The organism is Thioalkalicoccus limnaeus, assembly GCF_041197575.1.
Taxonomy (GTDB): Bacteria; Pseudomonadota; Gammaproteobacteria; order Chromatiales; family Chromatiaceae; genus Thioalkalicoccus; species Thioalkalicoccus limnaeus.
Genome location: NZ_JBDKXB010000003.1, coordinates 265373 through 284440, shown reverse-complemented (window position 1 = coordinate 284440; position 19068 = coordinate 265373). Strand labels below are relative to the sequence as shown.

Sequence of the window (19068 nt, the reverse complement as noted above, 5' to 3'; positions counted from 1 at the left end):
GTGGTCGCGCAGCTGCCCGACCAGCACCGAGGGCGGGCGCTCGGCATTGTCGCGGACGCTGCGCCCGACCCAGCTGATGACCAGCTTCTCGCGGGCCGACAACAGGGCCTCGAGAAACAGATAGCGGTCGTCCTCGCGCCGCGAACGGTCGCCGGGGCGTTCATCGTCGGCCATCAGATCGAAGTCGGCCGGCCGGTGGCGGCGCGGGTAGTCGCCATCGTTCATGCCCAGAAGCCAGATCTGGCGGAACGGGATCGCGCGCATCGGCATCAGGGTCGCGAAGTTCACGGCCCCGGCCAGGAAGCGCTGGCTCAAGGTCGGCTCGTCGATCCGCGCGAGCAGCGCCTCGCGCACCACATCGAGCGGCAGGGCCTCGTGCGCCACGCCACCCTGTTCGCCGTCCTGAAGCCACTGCTCCAGGGCCTCGCGCACGCGGTAGAGAATCCGCTCGTCGGCCTCGCTCGCGGGCTCGAAGAGGTCATCGAGCAGGCCGCCGAGCCGCATCGCCCAGTCGCCCGGCGTGCCGGGGTCGCGCAGGCATCGCGCGTGCCGCGCCAGGGCCTCGAGCAGCTGCGTCAACGGACCGACCAGCGCCGCTTCCAGGCCGCCGACCTCGTCGAACGGCTCGACGTCCCGCCACGGCGCGCCGCGGCCGACGGCGAAGCCGAGCAGCATGCGCTCGAGGCCGAACCGCCAGGTGTTCTGCTCCAACCCGGGGGGCAGACCGAGACCCTGGCGCTGCTCGGCATCCAGCCCCCAGCGCACGTTGGCGCCCTCGATCCAGGCCCGCAGCGGGGCCAGATCGGCCGTGTCCAACCCGAACCGCCGGCGCAGCGCCGGGATGTCGAGCAGGTCCAGCACCTCGCTGACCGAGAACCGCGCCTGCGGCAGATCGAGCAGGCGTTCCAGACCGATGAGCAACGGCAGGCGCTGCCGCGGACTCTGGTCGGCGATGTGAAACGGGATGCGGCGCCCATCGCCGGGCGGCAGCCGATCGAACACCGCCTCGATGTGCGGGGCATAGGCGGCGATGTCCGGGACCATCACCAGGAGGTCGCGCGGGGCGAGCGGCCGTCCGGCCCGGTCGGCCTCGGCGAAGGCGTCGAGGAGCTGGTCGTGAAGGATCTCGACCTCGCGCTGCGGGCTGTGGGCGACCAGGAATTCGAGGCTCCGGTCCCGGCGCGGGTCGATCGCCGCGGCCAGCGCCCGGCGCTCGGCGAGCGGGCGCAGCTCGAGGATGTCGTCCTGCAGCTGTTGCAGCAGGGTGTCGCCGCCGGGCGATTCGAACAGGTCGATCGCGAGGTCGTGGGCCGCGAAGTGCGCCTCGTACTGCGCGCGGTCATCGCGCTCATCGAGCAGCCGGAGATAGTCCCGGCCCTGCTTGCCCCAGGCGGCCAGCAGCGGATGACCGTGAAGGTGCAGCGCGTCGTCGTCGAGCGGCTCGGGGACCTTGCGCGCCGCGGTGCGCCGATAGGGGCCGCGGAACAGCTCGCGCCCTTCGATGAGATCGCCCCAGTAGTGACGGCTCGGGTTGTGCACGAACAGCATGACCTGCGCGACCGGGGCGATGGCCTCGAGCACCTCGATGGCCTGGCGCGGCAACGAGGACAGCCCGAAGACGATGACCCGGCGCGGCACGCCGGCCGGGCGCGGGCGTCCCGCCAAGCCCACCGCCTGGGCGAGAAAACGCCGGTGGATCTCCGCGCGGTTCACCTCGCCGCCGGGCTCGTTCGCCAGATCCTGCACAAGCCGCCGCCACAGCAACGGCTGCCAGCCTTGGCCGTCGGGCAAAGGCTCGCGCCGGCCGTTCGGCCGGATCAGCCGATCCTCCCCCTGCTGCCAGGCGATCAGCCAATCGGCACGATAGACCTGGTACTGGTCGTACAGGTCCGCGACGCGCGTGGCGAGCTGATAACGGCGGCGCGGGTCGCCATCGCTGGCGAGAAAATCGCGCAGGGGCACAAGCCAACCGGCCTCGGCGGGCGTCGCGGCCAGCGCGTCGAGATCCCCGAGCAGGCGGTACAGGCGCCAGCCGAGCGGCACCTTGTCATACGCGGAGGTCTCCGGCAGGTCGCTGAGCAACCCCCGATAGGCCCGCCACAGGAAGCGACCCGGCAACATCAGGTCGATCGCCGCCGCGATCCCACACCCGCCACCGGGCGCCAGATCGGACCCCGCCTCCCCGGGCGGCGCCGCCAACCCGAGCTTGAGCCACTGACCAATGCCGTTGCTCTGAACCAGCACCACCTCGCTTTCCAACGGCCGCAACGGATAGCGCTGCAACCAGGTCCCAAGCAACCCGCTCAGCACCTCCAGACGATTGCCCTGAATCAGCATGAAGCCGGTGGGCCAACCCTCGATGTCGTCGGTATCCTGATCCATGCGCAGGCTCCAGGTGCTGATTTGTCGGCTATTTCTCCTGGCCTCGACCGGGAAAGGGCACCTGCGTAACGAATTCGGAGGTATCAATCGTCCCGAAAGTAATCGGAGGCGGCTCGCGGCGACCGTCGGTGGGAGGGATCCCGCCGTCGAGCTGACACGGATGTCCTTGCAGCGTGTCGCAGCGAGCCGTCTGCGATGACTTTTGCAAGCCTCGATAGCCCCAAGACCGAGGGGGCATTGCCAATAGTAATAACATATCACTGAAAGCGATTTCGGGATCGCAGGTCGCGACGCTGCGCGGCGCCGCCCGCCACAGGTTGCAACCAGTCGGGCCAGCCCCGGTTCAGGCAAGAAAGGTTGGCTAAAACGGACTTAAGGACAACCGCGGATCGGAGGGCCATTTTCGCCGTTTCGTGGCGGTCGATGCGACCGCATCGGGATGTTGGTTTAGGCAACTCCCGCGAGATGAGATACCACGTCAATCGCACAATCAGTTTCCAGCCGTCTGCCTCCAGCGCAGGCCAGCCAGCGCCCTCACGACAGGCTGCCAAGCGGCAGCTCAATCAGCGGTGAAAGGCGCACTAGGTGCGGCTTCGTCCGCAACGCGATTTGCCCAGACGGGCACGGCCATGGTCGCCTTCGTGCGGCCGAAGCCGCACCTACAGGGCGTCAACCGAAAGCCCCGTAAGCCTGGTTCGTTGTTGTACGGGAGTTGCATTAGCCGATCCGATCAATCGCGATAGCGCTTGACGAGGTCGCCGTAGGCGTCGATGCGCCGGTCGCGCAGAAAAGGCCAGTAGCGACGGACGGCCTCGGTGCGGGTCCGATCGATCTCGGCCAGCAACAACTGCGGGGCCTGATCCTGCGCCTCGACAAGGATCTCGCCCTGCGGCCCACAGACGAACGAATGGCCCCAGAAGCGGGCACCGGCCGTCGCACCGCTCGGGTCCGGTTCGAAACCGACGCGATTGCAGACCGCGACCGGCAGTGCGTTGGCGACCGCATGGCCGCGCTGGACCAGGATCCAGGCATCGCGCTGCCGCGTCCGTTCATCCGGCGCGTCGTCCGGGTTCCACCCGATGGCCGTTGGATAGAGCAGGATCTCGGCACCGGCCAGGGCCATCAGCCGCGCCGCCTCGGGATACCACTGATCCCAGCAGACCAGAACGCCGAGCCGCCCGACCGCGGTCGGGATCGGCTCGAACCCCAGATCACCGGGCGTGAAATAGAACTTCTCGTAGTAGCCCGGGTCGTCGGGGATATGCATCTTGCGGTAGGTCCCGGCGAGCCGCCCGTCGGCGTCGAGCACGATCGCGGTGTTGTGATAGAGGCCCGCCGCGCGGCGCTCGAACAGGGATCCGACGATGACGACGCCGAGCTCGCCGGCCAGCCGGCCGAGCCGCGCCGTCGTCGGACCAGGGATCGGCTCGGCCAGGTCGAAACAGGCCGGATCCTCGGTCTGGCAGAAATAGCGGGTATTGTGCAATTCCTGGAGCAGCACCAGTCGCGCCCCGCCGCGGGCGGCCTCGCGGATCGCCACCTCGCAGGCATCGAGGTTCGCGTTCGGATCGCCGCGGTCGGATTCCTGTACCAACGCGAGGGTCAAGCTGTTCTCGGCCATGATTCCAGATCTCTTGGGGAAACGCTGATCTATTGGCCGTCCTGGCCCAAGATCAGCACGGCTCCTGCCTCGCACCGGAAGCGCTGAATCCTTCAGCGCTTCCCTCGACGGAGCGAAGCGCACGGACAGAGCCCATCGGTCACGGATCAGCGGCCGAGCCGCGCGCCTCGAGATCCTCCCAGCGCGCGTAGGCCTCGGACAGTTCGGTTTCGAGTGTGGCCAGACGTTCGTTGAGCTCGACGATCGCCTCGCCACCCTGCTGATAAACGGCCGGATCCGCGAGGCGGCCCTGCAACGCGGCCTGCTCGGTCTCCAGGGCCTCGATGCGCGCCGGCAACGCGGCCAGCTCGCGGCCTTCTTTATAGGTCAGCCGAGCCGACGCCCGGTTCGGCGCCTGTGTTCGGCGCACAGCGGCGGCCTTCGGCTTCGGAGGCACGTGCACGGCCTCGTCGCGTGGGCGTTGCGCGAGCCAATCCGTATAGCCACCGACATATTCGACGACCCGGCCATTCCCTTCGAACACCAGCGTGCTGGTGACCAGGTTATCGAGCAGCGCGCGGTCGTGACTGACCAACAGCAGGGTCCCCTGGAATCGGTCGAGCAGTTCCTCGAGCAACTCCAGGGTCTCGGCATCGAGATCGTTGGTCGGTTCGTCGAGGACCAGCAGATTGGCCGGCTGCGTGAAGAGCTTCGCCAACAGGAGCCGGTTGCGCTCGCCGCCGGACAGGGCCGTGACCGGCTGCCGGGCGCGGTCCGGCGTGAACAGGAAGTCCTTCAGGTAGGACAGGACGTGGCGGTCCTGGCCGTCGATGGTGACCCGGTCGCGGCCGCCGGCGACGTTGTCCAGCACGCTCGCGGCATCGTCGATCTGGGCGCGCCGTTGATCGAAATAGGCGACCTGCAGGTTGGTGCCGAGCCGGATCCGGCCTTGATCGGGCTCGAGGTCGCCGAGCAGCAGGCGTAACAGGGTGCTCTTGCCGGCGCCGTTCGGGCCGATGATCCCGACCCGATCGCCGCGCAGGATCAGTGTGTCGAGATCGCGCACCACCGGCTTGTCGCCCCATGCGAACCCGACACCCTCGGCCTCGACGACCAGCTTGCCGCTGCGCTGCGCCTCGCCGAGCCGCAGCCGGACCTGACCCAATTGCTCGCGGCGTTCATGCCGTTCGCGGCGCAGCGCCTCCAACGCCCGGACCCGGCCCTCGTTGCGCGTGCGCCGGGCCTTGATCCCCTGCCGGATCCAGACCTCCTCTTCCGACAGTCGCCGATCGAAGCGGGCACGGGCCAGGGCCTCGGCATGCTGTCGCTCGTCGCGTCGGCGCAGGTAGTTGTCATAATCACCGGGCCAGTCCGTCAGCACCCCGCGATCCAGTTCGAGGATCCGGGTCGCCAGCCGACGCAGAAAGAACCGGTCGTGGGTGATGAACAACAGAGATCCACGGTACCCGAGCAGGAACTCCTCGAGCCAGTCGATCGCCGCGATATCCAGATGGTTCGTCGGCTCGTCGAGCAGCAGGAGGTCGGGCTCGCGCACCAAGGCCTGCGCGAGCAGGACGCGCCTCTGCAAACCACCCGACAGCTCGGCAAACGAGGCCTCGGGATCGAGACCGAGACGCGAGATCACGCGCTCGGTGCGTTGCTCGATGGCCCAGCCGCCGCGCGCCTCCAGTTCGTGCTGAACGTCGGCGAGCCGCTGCCAATCGGTCTCCGTCGGGGCCTGGGCCACGCGTTGGCTGACGGCGAAGTAGTCCCGCACCAGGGTCCCGATCTCGCCCAAACCGGCGGCCACTAAATCGAAAACCAGCCGCTCCTCACCGGAGGGTATCTCTTGGGCAAGTCGTGCGATCTCGGCGCCCGGGGCGCGCCGCACCTCGCCGCCATCGGGCGCCAACTCGCCGGTCAGGACCTTCAGCAAGGTCGACTTTCCAACGCCATTGCGGCCGATCAGGCAGACGCGCTCGCCTGGCTCGATCGTCAGATCGATGCCATCCAACAGGGGCGGCGCGCCATAGGAGAGTGTGACATTCTTCAGACTGATCAGGGGCATCGGAACCTACAACAGGTGTTCGTGAGCCGGTATGGGATCGGCATCGACCAAGGCTGGGACCTCGCTGTGGTCCCTATGCTAACCCACCGAGCGCGCCACGGACCCAAAACATGAGGTGTCGCCCCGCGCGACCGGTGGTCGCCGCGCCGGCAGCCCTCGAATGCAGCGGACGATCCCGCCAGCCGGTGGCAGGTCCAACACCGGAGATCAGGAGCCGGCAAGCAAACCGAAGAGTCCCAGCATTACGAGGAGCACGACCGCACCCTGAACCTCCCAGCGTCTCAAGCCGATTTCGACCCGCTCGCCGCCCTCCCCGAACGCACGCAGCCCCAGCACTCGATCCACGAACGACCGAGGCTCGAAACCGCCCTGCCATCCTGGCACCCAGCCGTGCAGGACCCGCACCAGTTTGACACTCCCGCGTTCGAGCGGCTCCAGCAGGTCCCCCTCGGGGATCGTCGGGATCCGGGGCACGCGCGGCGATCGAGCAAGCAGCATCGCCGCGAAACCCACAAGCAGACCGAGACCGATCGGCCATGACAGCGACCAAACCTTGTCCAGCGCCAGCGGCGCCCGAGCCGATTCCGGATCCCAAGCCCAAGGCAGCGCGAAGGCCGCCAACGACAACAGCAACCAGGGGCCGACCATCCACCAGGACAAGAGTTTTCTGGGCCCGGCGGAGCGGCCGATGACCATGAAGAAACGTACCATCAGCAGTGTGGTCCCAGCCGCCGCGAGCGTCAGCAACAGGAGCACCAAGGCTGTATCCGGGCGGGACGGATCCTCCAGCGGGGCCTTGAGCGCCAGCTTCGCGACTGCACCGCTGGTCAACGGCAAGCCGGCCAGCGCCAGGGCCGGCCAAAGCGTGACCAGCAACGACCAGCGGCCCGGCGGGCGTTCCGCGATGCCGACACCGAGGAACAGGGCGCCCTTCGCCAACCCATGGTGCAGCGCGTAGAACACCAGGGATGCGATCAGGGCAGGGGCGAGCTCCGGCCACCTCAGCGCCAGGCCGAGCCCGGCCGTCATCAGCCCCATCTGACTGATGCTCGAATAGGCCAGTACGGTCTTGGGTCGCCTCTGCGTCACGCCGACGATGACCCCGAAATAGGCGCCAAGCAGACCGAGCACCAACAAGAGATCACCGACGATGACGAGCGGCTCGCCGGACGGCAACAGGCGCAACCAACCGAGCAGCCCGGCCTTGATCATCGCGCCGGACAATACCGCGCTGGCCGGCGTGGGTGCCGCCGGATGGGCCAACGGCAACCAAACATGAAGCGGCAGCAAACCGGCCTTGATCCCGAAACCCACGATCAGCAGGGCCAGCACGGCCGCCGACGGCGGGACGACCGCAAGATCGGCCAGCGCAAGGCGACCAGCCGCCGCGCCGACCTGCCAGGCCAACGCGCTGAAGAGCGCAACCTCGCCGATGACGGCCAATGCCAGGTAGACCCAACCAGCGCGCCAGCATTCGGGGCGGCCCTCGTGGACGACGAGCCCGAACGATGCCACGCTCATCAACGCGAAGTAGACGAAAAAGCTCACGACATCGTAGGCCAGCACCAGACCGAGGTTGCCGGCCATCGCGAGCAGGAAGAAAACATGGAAACGCACGACCTTCGAGTCGTCGCGATGATAGCCCTGTGCATAGAGGGCCGCAGCGCCCCACAACAAGGCGGACAACACGAGAAAGCCGCGCCCGATCGGATCGAGCGCCAACTCGGTTCCGAGCAGGAACCAGTCATAGCGCGCGTGGGCGCCATCCGGTGCGGCGAAGGCCACCACGAGCGCCGGCAGCACCGCGAGCGGGGTCAATCGCCAGAGTCGCCGAGCCCTCGGTATCGCCAGCATACAAGCCAGCAGAAAGGGCACCGCCGGCACCAGGGCCAGCCATCCAGCCATCGATGTCATCGTTACCCTCGCGCGTCACGAGCCCCTATTGGGGCTGCTTCCTTTCCGTGTACGCCTCGTCGTGCCACTCGGGAAAGGGCGATTGAAGACTTGCGCTGGCGCCCCACCTTCGTCGTGCGACAGGCGAATACCGGACGAAAACCGATCGAAAAAGCCACGTCCCCGCGTCGCTTGATCGGTTACCGCACGCCCCGACGTTCGGCACCCTGATAGAATCGCGAGTCCGTTAAGCACGATGAGGCCGATCCCGATGAGACTCAATGCCATCGTTGGCGACCTGGTCTACACGCTGGAAGTACCCGACACCTTGATCGCCGAGGCCGACGACTTCTTTGCCCGGCTGGATCGCGATATGGACCACGGCTGGCAAATGAGCCGTGAATGGGTGCCACGGCCGACGCGGCTCGAACGCTGCCAGATCGTCGCCGACAAATTATTGACGACTCTCGAGAACGAGGACGACCAACTCGGTCGCTTGATGGCCGGCTATATCCTGAGCCGGCTGCCCGACGTCGCCGCCGTCGAGCCGGACCTCGAAGGCGAGATCCAGAACACTCGCTTCCAGTTCAACGCGCCGCAGACCGACCCTGCGCCCGCACAACAGGCAGCGACCGACCGAACGCCGCGGCCGCGCACGGCGGGACCGGGGCTCGACAAGTTCGCGGCGATGGCCCAAGCGGGCCAGGAGGTGACCCAGGTCTTCAAGGTCGGCAAAGGATATCGCTTTTCGGTCTACGATCCTGCCTCGGGGCGCTGGCTCGAATCACCACAGTTCGTCGATCGAAACGAGGCGGAACGACTTCGGCAGATGGCCTTCAAGGATCGGTTCGAATCCTTGCAACAGGGTTCGGCCCCGGCCGACCAGCCGAGGCCCCGGTCACACCTCGGGTAATCAGGGACCGGGCCAATGATGACCCGGCACCCGGCCTGGCGGCCCGCCGAACCACGGCGGGGCCGGATAGGGATAAGGCCAGTCGGCCCCTCCGAGTCGGTTCATCTCTTCCCAGATCTGGCGCCGCTCCGCTTCGACCGACAGCAGCAGTCGCTCGTAGTCGGCCAGCAGCCGAGCGCGACGCTCGGCCAGCGACAGGTCGCCCGGATCCGCGCGCGGCGCGCTCCGCTCTGCATCGTCCGCGACCGCTGCTCCCGTCACGGCAGGCTCAGTCATGGGCGCCGGATCGGCAGGGATGGAGCGACCCGGTGCCTCGGCCTCGCGCGATGCGCTGCTCGTGGCGTCAGGATCGGCCACCGGCCGCACGTCGGCCCCGGCCTGTTCCGAATCAAGGCGCTCCGGTTCGGCCAACGCACGTTCAGCCACCTCGTCCGCCTGGGGTCCCGCCGGGGCCGGCGACTCGGCGATGGGGTCGAATGACGCGAGCGCCGGCGCCGCGGCGTCGCGATCCGTCACCACGTCAACGGCGTCTGCGCCCTTGTCGTCAGCCCGACTCCCGGTCATCGCGACCAGGTCCGGATCCGGAGGCACGAGGGCCTCGTCGCGACCACCGGCCCCGCGATCGCGCATCGCATTCAGGTACAGGAGGCCGAAGATGATGACCAGCACCCACAAGACGACCTTCGGCCAGGTCGCCCGCGAACCCGATTTCGCTTCCGCCATCGAATAACGCCCCCAGCGGCTGTCGTAACCCAAACCTCGAATCGGCCTTTCGCTCAAGCCTCGGCGAAGGCGGTCAAGAGGCGTTCCACGCGAGCCGCGCAGGCCTTCAGGTTGGACTCGATCTCCGACATCTGGATCTCACCTGCGCCTTTCCCGGCCGCCCAATTGACGACGAAGGCCAGGGCTGCGTACTCCAGGCCGAGCTCGCGCGCCAATGCCGCCTCCGGCATGCCCGTCATACCGACCAGGTCGCAACCATCGCGCTCGAGCCGCCGCACCTCGGCCGCCGTCTCGAGTCGTGGACCCTGGGTCGCGCCGTACACGCCGTGCCCAACCACCGGCATCCCGGTGCGCAAGCCGGCCTCGATCAACCGATCTCGCAAGCTATCGGTGTAAGGTCGCGTGAAGTCGACGTGGACGACCTCCCCCTCTCCGCCATCGTAGAAGGTTTGCGTCCGGTCGTAGGTATAGTCGATGATCTGATGCGGCACCGCCAGCACCCCGGGGGCGAAAGGCTCGGTGACCCCGCCGACCGCGGCGAGCGCGACGATCTGCTCGGCCCCTGCCTCACGTAGCGCCCAGATGTTGGCTCGATAATTGATTCGATGCGGGGGGATCCGATGCGGCGACCCATGGCGCGGCAGGAACAAGACCTCGCGCGACGCCATGGTGCCGCGAGCCACCGGCGCCGATGCCGCCCCATAGGGCGTCTCCGCCGACGACGAGGCCACTTCGAGCCCGGCGATCGCCGAGAACCCCGAACCACCGATTATCGCGAGTCGTCCCATCTACCTGATCGCCCCCTGGGTAAAAGACCTGGTTCAAACCGCGCGGAACGGTTCACCAAAGGGCCGATTGTAGCGATTCAGAGGAACCAAAACCAACGGTGCCCTGGATGGGGCCCGGGACGCCGGCACCGGACCCCGCTGCTCAGCCGCCGGCCGGCGTCGCGCAGTCAGGCGGCGCTCGCGGTCTCGCGGAACAGACCGATTTCGACCAGTTTCGGAAACAGGACCTGCTCCTCGCGGTCGATCCGTTGCGAGATCATCTCGAAGACCTCGTGGCTCTCCGTCAGAAACTCGTCGGTGAAGTTGAAATCGCAGTTCTTGAGCCAGCGTTTGTAGTAGTCGTCGAAGGTCTTGCGCAACGGCTTTTCGCCGCTGATGAAGCCCCACGCGATCGTCTTGACACGGGCGTCCTCGTGGATCAGCAGGCTCGGATAAAGCTCCTGGTCCTCCTGCGCGAGATGGCGCTTCATCTTCTCGCCGAGATCACACAGCAACCCGTAGGCGGTCTTGGCATTGGGGCGGATCTTCAGCTGTTCCCGCGACATGATCGATCTCAAGTCATCGATCATCTGACGAAGTTCTACATGATTATGCCGATAGCCTTCAAGGGATCGCATCACAAGTATCCTCCTATTCCAATCCTGGGCCTGCCGGCCCACGCCGGTCCGCGGCTGTTGCCTCGGAGCTGGCTCCGAAATCAAAGGCCGGGCCTTTTTTTGTTTATATCTACGGCAAACGAGCGGGATAGTCAAAAAGCCTTTGGTTATATTAGCTTATGCGCACATACCGATGCCATCGCGAATCTGGTCAGATATCGACGTCGGCAACCGCGTAGATGCCGCGGGCATTGCGGAAGTAGTGCTTGTAATCGAGACCGTAGCCATACAGGTACCGATTCGGCAGCCGGACGCCGACGAAATCGGCGCGACAGGATACCGGACGCTCGCGCTCCTTTTCCACCAGGACCAGACTGCGAACACTCGCCGCGCCATCCTCTCGACATGCCTCGATCAACGTGTGCAGCGTGATGCCTTCATCGAGGATATCGTCGACCAACAGCAGATGCTGGCCGCGGATCGCGTCCGACGGACGGTGCCGCCATTCGAGGATCCCGCCGCTGGTGGCACCCAGGTACCGAGTCGCATGCGCATAGTCGAGCCGCAGCGGAAAGTCGAGCCGCGGCAGCAGTTGTCCAGCGGCGATGATGCCGCCGGTCATGACGCAGAGCACGAGGGGATCCTGGTCGGCCAACGCGGCCGTCACCTCGGTTGCGAGGCGGTCGAGTGCCCGGTCCATCTCCTCGCCGGTGACCAGGCATTCGGCCCGCGCGGCGACGCCGCGATAGCAATCTGGTGGCAATGTCATCATCGTCTCCGTGTCGTTGGATCGTCCAGATCAAGCATCGGCTCGTCCACGTCCTCCAGCTCGCCGAGAACGCGCACCGCCTGCGGCCAACGGGGATCGGCATGCAACGCCGACCGGTCGATCGGGTGCCGACCGTGCATCCGCAGCAGCCGCAACGCCGCGGTCGGATCCGGCGGCATCGACAGCGTCGCCGCGGTCTCGATCGCCGCCACGCGATTATTGCAGATCAACAGCATATCGCAGCCCGCCGCCAGGGCCGCCGCGACCCGCGCGCGATATTCGCCGAGACTGGCTGCGGCGCCCATCGTCAAGTCGTCACTGAAGATGGCCCCTTGAAAACCCAGTTGCCCTCGCAGCAGGTCTTGCAGCCAGACAGCCGAGAAGCCAGCCGGGCGCGAATCGATGCGCGGATAGGTCACGTGGGCCGGCATGATGGCCTCGAGGCCATCGCCGATCAACCGCTCGAACGGCACCAGATCCTCCGCGCGCAGGCTCTCGAACGGGCGTTCGTCACAAGGCAGCTCGGTATGGGAGTCCGCCGCAACCCCGCCATGCCCCGGGAAATGCTTGCCGACTGCCGCCATGCCGGCGGCATGGACACCCCGCATCCAGGCCGCTGCGAGGACCCCGACCGGCTCGGCGCGATCGGCGAAGGCTCGATCTCCGATCACGCTGCCAAGGCCGCGGTCGAGGTCCAGCACCGGCGCGAAACTGAAGTCGACACCGACCAGGCGCAACTCAGCGGCCATCAACCAGCCCAGGAGTTCGGCCGCGCGCCGCCCGCGGAGCGGATGGTCACGATAGAGGGCACCGATCCGTCCGGCCGGCGGCAAGCGCGAAAACCCGGTGCGAAACCGCTGGACCCGGCCCCCCTCCTGATCCACGGCGATCAGCAGACGCGGTTCGCGCAGGCCGTGGATCGCCTCGGTCAGCGCCGTCACCTGGTCCGGATCGACGAAATTGCGGCTGAACAGGATCACGCCGCCGACCGCCGGATCACGCAGGAGATCCCGCTCCTCGGCCGTCAGTTCCGGGCCTTCGAGGTCCACCATCAGAGGTCCAAGCAACACCTTCAGTACCCCCTGTTCGGATACCCGCGAACAGGCCATTCGCGGAGAACTATTCGATCTGTCAAGGTTCGCTCGGAACCCGCATCCAAGCCATCAATCGCAATATCGCCGGTCGCTGTTTCCGATCCTTGGCAGGGCGTGGTCGCGACAGGCTGCGGGCACGAGACCGACATCAGGCCACATTCAGGCCCCCTGCGCGTCACACGCGATCCCTGGTGCGCACATCGAGCCGATCGCGCAATGCATCGCCGAGCCAGTTGATCGCCAGCACGACGAACAGGATCGCAAGACCGGGGGCCAGCACCAGATGCGGCGCCACCAGCATATAACCGACGCCGTCACGGATCATACTGCCCCAGGAGGCCGCCGGCGGCTGCACTCCAAGCCCCAGGAACGACAGGCCGGCCTCGGCGATCACGGCCACGGCGACGCCGAAGGTCGCCTCGATGATCAGCGGGGCCAGCGCCAGCGGGATCAGATGGCGGCCCAGGATACGCGCGTGCCCGGCGCCGAGCGCACGCGCCGCCCGGACGTGATCGCGCTGCTTCAACGACAAGACCTGCGCGCGGACCAGGCGCGCATAACCGACCCACCCGACCGCCGACAGCGCGATGATGACATTACCGATCCCGGGGCCCAGGATGCCGGCCAACGCGATCGCGAGCAGGATGCCCGGAAAGGCCAGGAAGACGTCGATGATACGCACCAGCACCAGATCGACCCAGCCCCCGAGATAGCCGGCAATCCCGCCGATCAGGGTCCCGACGACCGCCGAGACCAGCACGACCCCGAGTCCTACGACGAACGCGGTCCGCGCACCCATCAGCAGCCGGTCCAGGACTGGCCGGCCGAGATCGTCATAGCCGAGCCAGGCATCGGGGCCGGGCGGGGCCAGGATCCGCGGCAGGTCGATGCTGTACGGCGATAGCGGCAGCCAGGGTGCGGCCAGCGCGGCCACGGCCCAGAGCCCCAGCAGGGTCAACGGCAGCACCATGGGTCCAAGGCCGCGCATGGCTCAACCCAACCGGATCCGTGGGTCGACCCAGGTATAGACCAGGTCGGTCAGCGTGTTGATCAGCAAGTACGACAGGCTGATCAGGAGCACGCAGGCCTGCACGACCGGGTAATCGCGGCCCTGGATCGCCTCGATCAGCAGGCTGCCGACACCGGGCCAGCCGAAGACGGTCTCGGTGATCACGGCCCCGCCGAGCAGGCCGCCGAGCTGCAGTCCGATCAGCGTCAAGACCGGCAGCCAGGCATTGCGCAGCGCGTGCCGCCACAGGACCGCCGCACCGCTGAGGCCCTTGGCCCGGGCCGTGCGGATATAGTCCTCGCCGAGCACCTCCAACAGGCTGCTGCGGACCATCCGCGCCAGCACCGCCGCGAGGCCGGTCCCAAGGGTCACCGCCGGCAGGATCAGGCTCGCGAGGCCATCGCGACCGCTGACCGGGGTCCAGCCGAGCCATAGGGAAAAGACCAGGATCAGCAAGGGGCCGAGCCAGAAGTTCGGGATCGCGACGCCGAGCAGCGACAGGCCCATGGCCCCGGTGTCGATCGGCCCGCCACGATACGAGGCGGCCAACACCCCGAGCGGGATCGCCAACACCAATGCCAGCAGCAGCGCCACCGCGGCGAGCTCCAAGGTCGCCGGGAAACGCTCGCGCAGCAGGTCGATGACCGGACGCTGCTCCTGAAACGAAACCCCGAGATCCAGGCGTGCGAGCCGGCTCAGATAGGTCAGGTACTGTTCCATCACCGGCCGATCCAGGCCCAGGGCCTCGCGCAGCGCGGCGCGGTCGGCCGGCCGCGCGCCCTCGCCGAGCATCGCCTCGACCGGGTCGCCCGGGACCAGGTGGATCAGCAGGAAGACCAGCGTGCAGACCCCGAGCACCACGACCGCGGCCGAGACCAGGCGCGCGGCGACCGCCTCAAGCATTACGTCCGTCCTCGATCTCGACCAGGGTTCCCGCGCGGACCTGCGCGAACAGATCGAGCAGATCGACGTTGCGCATCCGGATACAGCCATGCGAGCGCGGCACGCCCATCGGCTCGCTGTCGGGACAGCCATGGATATAGATGAAGCGGCGCAGGGTATCGACATCGCCACCGCGGTTGCGGCCCGACTCCAGCCCGGTCAACCACAGAATACGAGTCAGGATCCAGTCTCGCTCGGGCCAGCGCACGGCGAGCTCCGAGTCATAGACTTCACCGGTCGGTCGCCGGCCGCGAAAGACGGCTCCGATCGGACAACCGTCCCCGATCCGGATGCGTATCCGGTGCCGCCCTCGCGGCGTACCGCCGCTGCCGAGGCGTTCATCCGGACCCTTCGCCGCCGTCGAGACCGGATAACAGGCGACCGGCCGCCCCTGCGATAGGAGCACCAGCGTCTGGCTAGCCAGCTCGACACGGATCGCATGGCGTTGCACGACCGGGCGAACCCGCCCTCGTGGCGCCACGGCAGCCGGTTGGCGCGCCCGGGGCGCCGGCGCGACATCTTCGACGATCATGCTGATTCGGGGTTCGACCAAGAGAAACCATAGGATCAAAGGGGGCGCGAGGGCCCGGCACACGATGATACATGAACCCCTAGCCGACCGGCGATCGGCGCGAGGCCGGCGGGTCGCTAGGCCGAAAAGCCGCGCCCACAGGGCGGCCAGCCCAACCCCCCAGAACTGCCGACACCCGCCCCGCGGTGTCATGTCTGGGCCCTGGCCTTACGCGCCAGGCACCGCACTCGCCACCGTCACGACCGAAGCCGGCCGCGATGTCCCCCGCGCCCTCACCCGACGGCCGACCCGCTTCAGCCGATATGGCCAATCGGCCGATGGGTCCGCTAACATCCCGATGATGATCTACGAAGCCGGCCATCGGCCCTTTTGTCGCGCGGTGCAACCTGGCCCTGGGATAACGAACCCCGCATGAGGATCCTCCATACCTTCTGGCAACCCGCATCGGGCGACGATTTCGCCCGCGCCGGTGCCTTGCATTTGTGGGCCGAGACCGCCGTACCCGCGCGTCAAGCCCGAAGACGCGTCGATCCGTCGCATCCGTTCGCGCTGGCTAAGACGGATTGGCCGGCGTTCCTCGAACTGCTAGGGGTACCGCGGGTACCGCCCGGCGCCATCGAGACTTGCCGGCTACGGCTGCCGAGCGTGGGCGCGGCGCCATTGCCTTCGCCGCAACTCGCGCGCTTTCAGGCCGCGGACCCCGTCACGGACGGAGCGCAGCTCTGCGAGTGGCAAGTCGACAGCTATCGATTGGATAGCCCAGTGCGCCAGTTGCGCGACATCCACTATCAATCCTTCCATCACGCCGATAGCCTGCAACCCGGCGCCGATTTCCTGTTCTGGTTCTGGTTCACGCAGGAACTCAAGCACCTGCTGCTGCGGGATCAGTACCTGCCGAGGCTGGTCTGGCATCGACTACCGAAGGCCAAGGGACAACGCAAACCGCCGCCCGGCGAGGTCCTATGCGGCTGGCAGTGGACCTCGGATTCTTTCGACGAGCTGATCGCGCGCGCGCTGCCCAGTTGGCCAGCCGCAGCGGCCACCGGCCTCGATGGCCCGGTCGACCCGGAGAGCCTGTTGCGGCACTGTTCCGAGGTGTTGCTCGACCAGACGCTGCGCCAGGTTCGCTGGCCGGCGACCTTCACGAGGCGCATCGAGGGCACGCTGCTCGCCGGGGGATTGGATCCGGCTCGCGCCGCGATCCAGACCGGCGATGCGGCGATGGATCTCTACCGGAGATGGCGCGGCTGGCGCCGATGCCTCGTCGGAGCCGATCGCGGCGCGGCTTTCAGCCTGGGTCTGAGGCTGGTCGAGGCGCCGCCCGAGAGGCCGGACGACTGGCGGCTCGACTTGATCGCGGTGCCGAAGGACGACCCATCGCATCGACTCGACCTCGCCGACTACTGGGCCGAGCCGGCAGCCGGTCGGCAAGCGATCCAGCAGCGCTTCGGCGCCGACTTCGAGCGCGACCTGCTGTTCGATCTGGGCCTGGCCGCTCGGATCTACCCGAGGCTCTGGGCCGGCCTCGAAACCGCGACCCCGCAGGCCGTGCCGCTGGACCTGGACGGGGCCTTCGACTTTCTGAAGGAAACCGCCTGGGTACTCGAGGATGCCGGATTCAAGGTCGTCGTACCGGCCTGGTGGACGCCCCAAGGGCGGCGACGGATCAAGATCCGGCTGCGCCCGACCGGCCAGCGCGGCAAGCTCTCCGCTGCTCCGACTCAGGGCGGGCTGAGTCTCGACCATCTGATCCAGTACCGCTATGAGCTCGCGATCGGCGATCAGACGGTCACCGAGGACGAATGGCGACAACTGGTCGAGGCCAAGACACCCCTGGTCCAATTCCGGGGCCAGTGGGTCGAACTCGATCGGGACAAGATGCGGGAGATGCTTGCCTTCTGGCGCGAGCACGGACAGGAGTTGCCGGCGATCGCACTGCCCGATCTGCTCCGAAAGGTCGCGACAGACGACAGCTTCGAGATCGACCGCGACGCGGCCTTGGCCGAGATGCTCGAGCGGCTGCGTGACCACCGCCAGCTCGAGCCGGTCCCCAACCCCGCCGGCCTCGCGTGCACGCTGCGCGACTATCAACGCCGCGGCGTCGCCTGGCTAGGATTCCTCGAGGGATTGGGTCTCCACGGCTGCCTGGCCGACGACATGGGACTCGGCAAGACGATGCAGGTGATCGCGCGGCTCCTGAGCGAACGGGAGCCGGGCACGAGCTTGCCGCCGACGCTGCTGATCGCGCCGACCTCCGTGCTCGGCAACTGGGCGAAAGAGATCCAGACCTTCGCGCCTCGGCTGCGCACCCTGATCCACCACGGGCCGGATCGGGCTCAGGCGACCGAGGCCTTCCACGCCCAGGTCGACGGCTGCGACATGGTGATCACCTCCTACGCGTTGGTGCGCCGCGACCTGAAGCTGCTCGGCGCGCTCACATGGCATCGGGTGGTCCTTGACGAGGCACAGAACATCAAGAACCCGAAGGCCGAGCAGACCAAGGCGATCCTGAAACTCGAGGCGCGCCATCGTCTGGCGTTGACTGGTACCCCGGTCGAAAACCGGCTGACGGACCTCTGGTCGATCTTTCATTTCGTGCAGCCCGGTTACCTCGACACCCAGGCGCGTTTTCGCAAGCAGTTCGAGATCCCGATCCAGCGCGACAAGGATCCGGGGCGCACGATGACGCTCAAACGCCTCGTCGAGCCCTTCATCCTGCGCCGGGTCAAGACCGACAAGTCGATCATCGCGGACCTGCCAGACAAGGTCGAGGGCCGCCAATACTGCAACCTGAGCAAGGAACAGGCAGCCCTCTACGAGTCGGTGGTACGCGATGTCGAGCGGCGGTTGGACGAGAAGGAGGGCATCGAACGGCAAGGCTTGATGCTCTCGACCCTGATGCGGCTGAAACAGATCTGCAATCACCCGGCCCAGTTCCTCAAGGACGGCAGTCCCTTCACGCCGGAGCGTTCGCACAAGTTGCAACGCCTCGACGCGATGCTCGACGAGGTCATGGCCACCGGCGACAGCGTGCTGGTCTTCTCCCAGTTCACCGAGATCGGAGCGGAGCTGGAGCAGTTCCTACGCCGCTCGCGTCACTACCGGACCTACTACCTTCATGGCGGTACACCGCGGACCCGCCGCGAGGCGATGATCGAGGCCTTCCAGGACCCCGAGACCGAACCGGCCGTCTTCGTCTTGTCGCTGAAGGCCGGCGGTGTCGGCATCACGCTGACCAAGGCCAACCACGTCTTCCACTTCGATCGTTGGTGGAACCCGGCCGTCGAGAATCAGGCGAGCGACCGTGCCTTCCGCATCGGCCAGGTCAAGCAGGATCCCTTCCTGCTGTTCGAACTGCGCGGCCTGCCGCGCAAGCGTCTCCACGAAGCCCTGTGCCGCACCCCGCTCGGCGCCGCCCTGTCCGGCCTGCTCGTCGAGGACGCCGCCGAACCGATCGAACCGGCTGCGTCCTTCTTCACCCAGCCACGGCCGGCTACGACGTCCCCCGACTACCAAGCATTCTGGTCCGGTCGGCATCGGCTACCCGGCGAGATCGCGCCCGCGGCGCCCGCAGCGGTGCCGGCGATCCTGATCAAGAAGGGCGGCGACTTCCCGCCCTTCTGGGACAAGGGCGGATCCTTTATCGAGCTGATGGAGGAACTGTACCTGCGCACACGAACCAAGAACAAGGCACTCGAATGAACCCTGTGATGTTCGCGACATGCCTACCCAGTCGCCAGCATCGCCGGGGACGTGCCG

14 protein-coding genes are annotated in these 19068 nt (G+C 67.2%); 2 read left to right on the top strand and 12 right to left on the bottom strand.

Features of this window, described 5'->3' with window-relative positions; all coding sequences use genetic code 11:
- From recC to ABC977_RS04230, 4 genes are all read right to left on the bottom strand, one after another.
- The coding region (recC, locus tag ABC977_RS04245) for an exodeoxyribonuclease V subunit gamma (RefSeq protein ID WP_369665987.1) at window positions 1-2382 on the bottom strand (2382 nt) is incomplete at its 3' end.
- Between the two features lie 730 nt (window positions 2383-3112).
- On the bottom strand, window positions 3113-4003 hold the full coding sequence (locus tag ABC977_RS04240; RefSeq protein WP_369665986.1) for a carbon-nitrogen hydrolase: 891 nt from the start codon (window positions 4001-4003) through the stop codon (window positions 3113-3115).
- A 139-nt stretch (window positions 4004-4142) separates the two neighbouring features.
- Window positions 4143-6050, bottom strand: a complete 1908-nt coding sequence (locus ABC977_RS04235; protein ID WP_369665985.1) for an ATP-binding cassette domain-containing protein — start codon at window positions 6048-6050, stop codon at window positions 4143-4145.
- Between the two features lie 207 nt (window positions 6051-6257).
- Entirely contained in the window at window positions 6258-7955 is a 1698-nt protein-coding gene (locus ABC977_RS04230) for a complex I subunit 5 family protein (protein ID WP_369665984.1), read from the bottom strand.
- Window positions 7956-8214: 259 nt separating this feature from the next.
- Here ABC977_RS04230 and ABC977_RS04225 point away from each other — a divergent pair, with 259 nt between their 5' ends.
- The gene (locus ABC977_RS04225) at window positions 8215-8856 is read left to right on the top strand and encodes a hypothetical protein (RefSeq protein WP_369665983.1); all 642 of its coding nucleotides are present in this window, start codon (window positions 8215-8217) and stop codon (window positions 8854-8856) included.
- Here ABC977_RS04225 and ABC977_RS04220 read toward each other — a convergent pair whose 3' ends face one another.
- The 8 genes from ABC977_RS04220 to ABC977_RS04185 form a co-directional block, all read right to left on the bottom strand.
- On the bottom strand, window positions 8857-9579 hold the full coding sequence (locus ABC977_RS04220; protein ID WP_369665982.1) for a prolipoprotein diacylglyceryl transferase: 723 nt from the start codon (window positions 9577-9579) through the stop codon (window positions 8857-8859).
- A 53-nt stretch (window positions 9580-9632) separates the two neighbouring features.
- Window positions 9633-10367, bottom strand: coding sequence for an S-methyl-5'-thioinosine phosphorylase (locus ABC977_RS04215; protein ID WP_369665981.1), 735 nt, complete (start codon window positions 10365-10367; stop codon window positions 9633-9635).
- Window positions 10368-10534: 167 nt separating this feature from the next.
- The gene (locus tag ABC977_RS04210; RefSeq protein WP_369665980.1) at window positions 10535-10984 is read right to left on the bottom strand and encodes a hemerythrin domain-containing protein; all 450 of its coding nucleotides are present in this window, start codon (window positions 10982-10984) and stop codon (window positions 10535-10537) included.
- A gap of 190 nt (window positions 10985-11174) precedes the next feature.
- Window positions 11175-11732 carry a hypoxanthine-guanine phosphoribosyltransferase gene (locus ABC977_RS04205; protein WP_369665999.1) on the bottom strand — a complete coding sequence of 186 codons (558 nt, stop codon included), beginning with the start codon at window positions 11730-11732 and terminating at the stop codon, window positions 11175-11177.
- Window positions 11732-12802, bottom strand: coding sequence for a beta-N-acetylhexosaminidase (gene nagZ, locus ABC977_RS04200; RefSeq protein ID WP_369665998.1), 1071 nt, complete (start codon window positions 12800-12802; stop codon window positions 11732-11734). The genes ABC977_RS04205 and nagZ overlap by 1 nt, the downstream gene beginning before the upstream one ends.
- Window positions 12803-13001: 199 nt before the next feature.
- On the bottom strand, window positions 13002-13814 hold the full coding sequence (locus tag ABC977_RS04195; RefSeq protein ID WP_369665979.1) for an ABC transporter permease: 813 nt from the start codon (window positions 13812-13814) through the stop codon (window positions 13002-13004).
- Window positions 13815-13817: 3 nt separating this feature from the next.
- Window positions 13818-14738, bottom strand: coding sequence for a nickel ABC transporter permease (nikB, locus tag ABC977_RS04190; protein WP_369665978.1), 921 nt, complete (start codon window positions 14736-14738; stop codon window positions 13818-13820).
- Window positions 14731-15309 carry a L,D-transpeptidase family protein gene (locus tag ABC977_RS04185; RefSeq protein WP_369665977.1) on the bottom strand — a complete coding sequence of 193 codons (579 nt, stop codon included), beginning with the start codon at window positions 15307-15309 and terminating at the stop codon, window positions 14731-14733. Before ABC977_RS04185 ends, nikB begins: the two co-directional genes overlap by 8 nt.
- A gap of 411 nt (window positions 15310-15720) precedes the next feature.
- Between ABC977_RS04185 and ABC977_RS04180 the strand changes: the two genes are divergently transcribed.
- Complete coding sequence (locus tag ABC977_RS04180; RefSeq protein ID WP_369665976.1) at window positions 15721-19011, top strand: SNF2-related protein; 3291 nt, start codon at window positions 15721-15723, stop codon at window positions 19009-19011.
- The last annotated feature ends 57 nt before the right edge of the window (window positions 19012-19068 follow it).

Excerpts from the sequence above, each read along its gene's own strand:
- ABC977_RS04230 (WP_369665984.1), bottom strand. The coding sequence starts at position 7,955 with ATGGCTGGATGGCTGGCCCTGGTGCCGGCGGTGCCCTTTCTGCTGGCT.
- ABC977_RS04215 (WP_369665981.1), bottom strand. The coding sequence starts at position 10,367 with ATGGGACGACTCGCGATAATCGGTGGTTCGGGGTTCTCGGCGATCGCC.
- ABC977_RS04240 (WP_369665986.1), bottom strand. The coding sequence starts at position 4,003 with ATGGCCGAGAACAGCTTGACCCTCGCGTTGGTACAGGAATCCGACCGC.
- ABC977_RS04195 (WP_369665979.1), bottom strand. The coding sequence starts at position 13,814 with ATGCGCGGCCTTGGACCCATGGTGCTGCCGTTGACCCTGCTGGGGCTC.
- nikB (WP_369665978.1), bottom strand. The coding sequence starts at position 14,738 with ATGCTTGAGGCGGTCGCCGCGCGCCTGGTCTCGGCCGCGGTCGTGGTG.
- ABC977_RS04220 (WP_369665982.1), bottom strand. The coding sequence starts at position 9,579 with ATGGCGGAAGCGAAATCGGGTTCGCGGGCGACCTGGCCGAAGGTCGTC.
- ABC977_RS04180 (WP_369665976.1), top strand. The coding sequence starts at position 15,721 with ATGAGGATCCTCCATACCTTCTGGCAACCCGCATCGGGCGACGATTTC.
- ABC977_RS04185 (WP_369665977.1), bottom strand. The coding sequence starts at position 15,309 with ATGATCGTCGAAGATGTCGCGCCGGCGCCCCGGGCGCGCCAACCGGCT.
- ABC977_RS04225 (WP_369665983.1), top strand. The coding sequence starts at position 8,215 with ATGAGACTCAATGCCATCGTTGGCGACCTGGTCTACACGCTGGAAGTA.
- ABC977_RS04235 (WP_369665985.1), bottom strand. The coding sequence starts at position 6,050 with ATGCCCCTGATCAGTCTGAAGAATGTCACACTCTCCTATGGCGCGCCG.
- ABC977_RS04205 (WP_369665999.1), bottom strand. The coding sequence starts at position 11,732 with ATGACATTGCCACCAGATTGCTATCGCGGCGTCGCCGCGCGGGCCGAA.
- ABC977_RS04210 (WP_369665980.1), bottom strand. The coding sequence starts at position 10,984 with ATGCGATCCCTTGAAGGCTATCGGCATAATCATGTAGAACTTCGTCAG.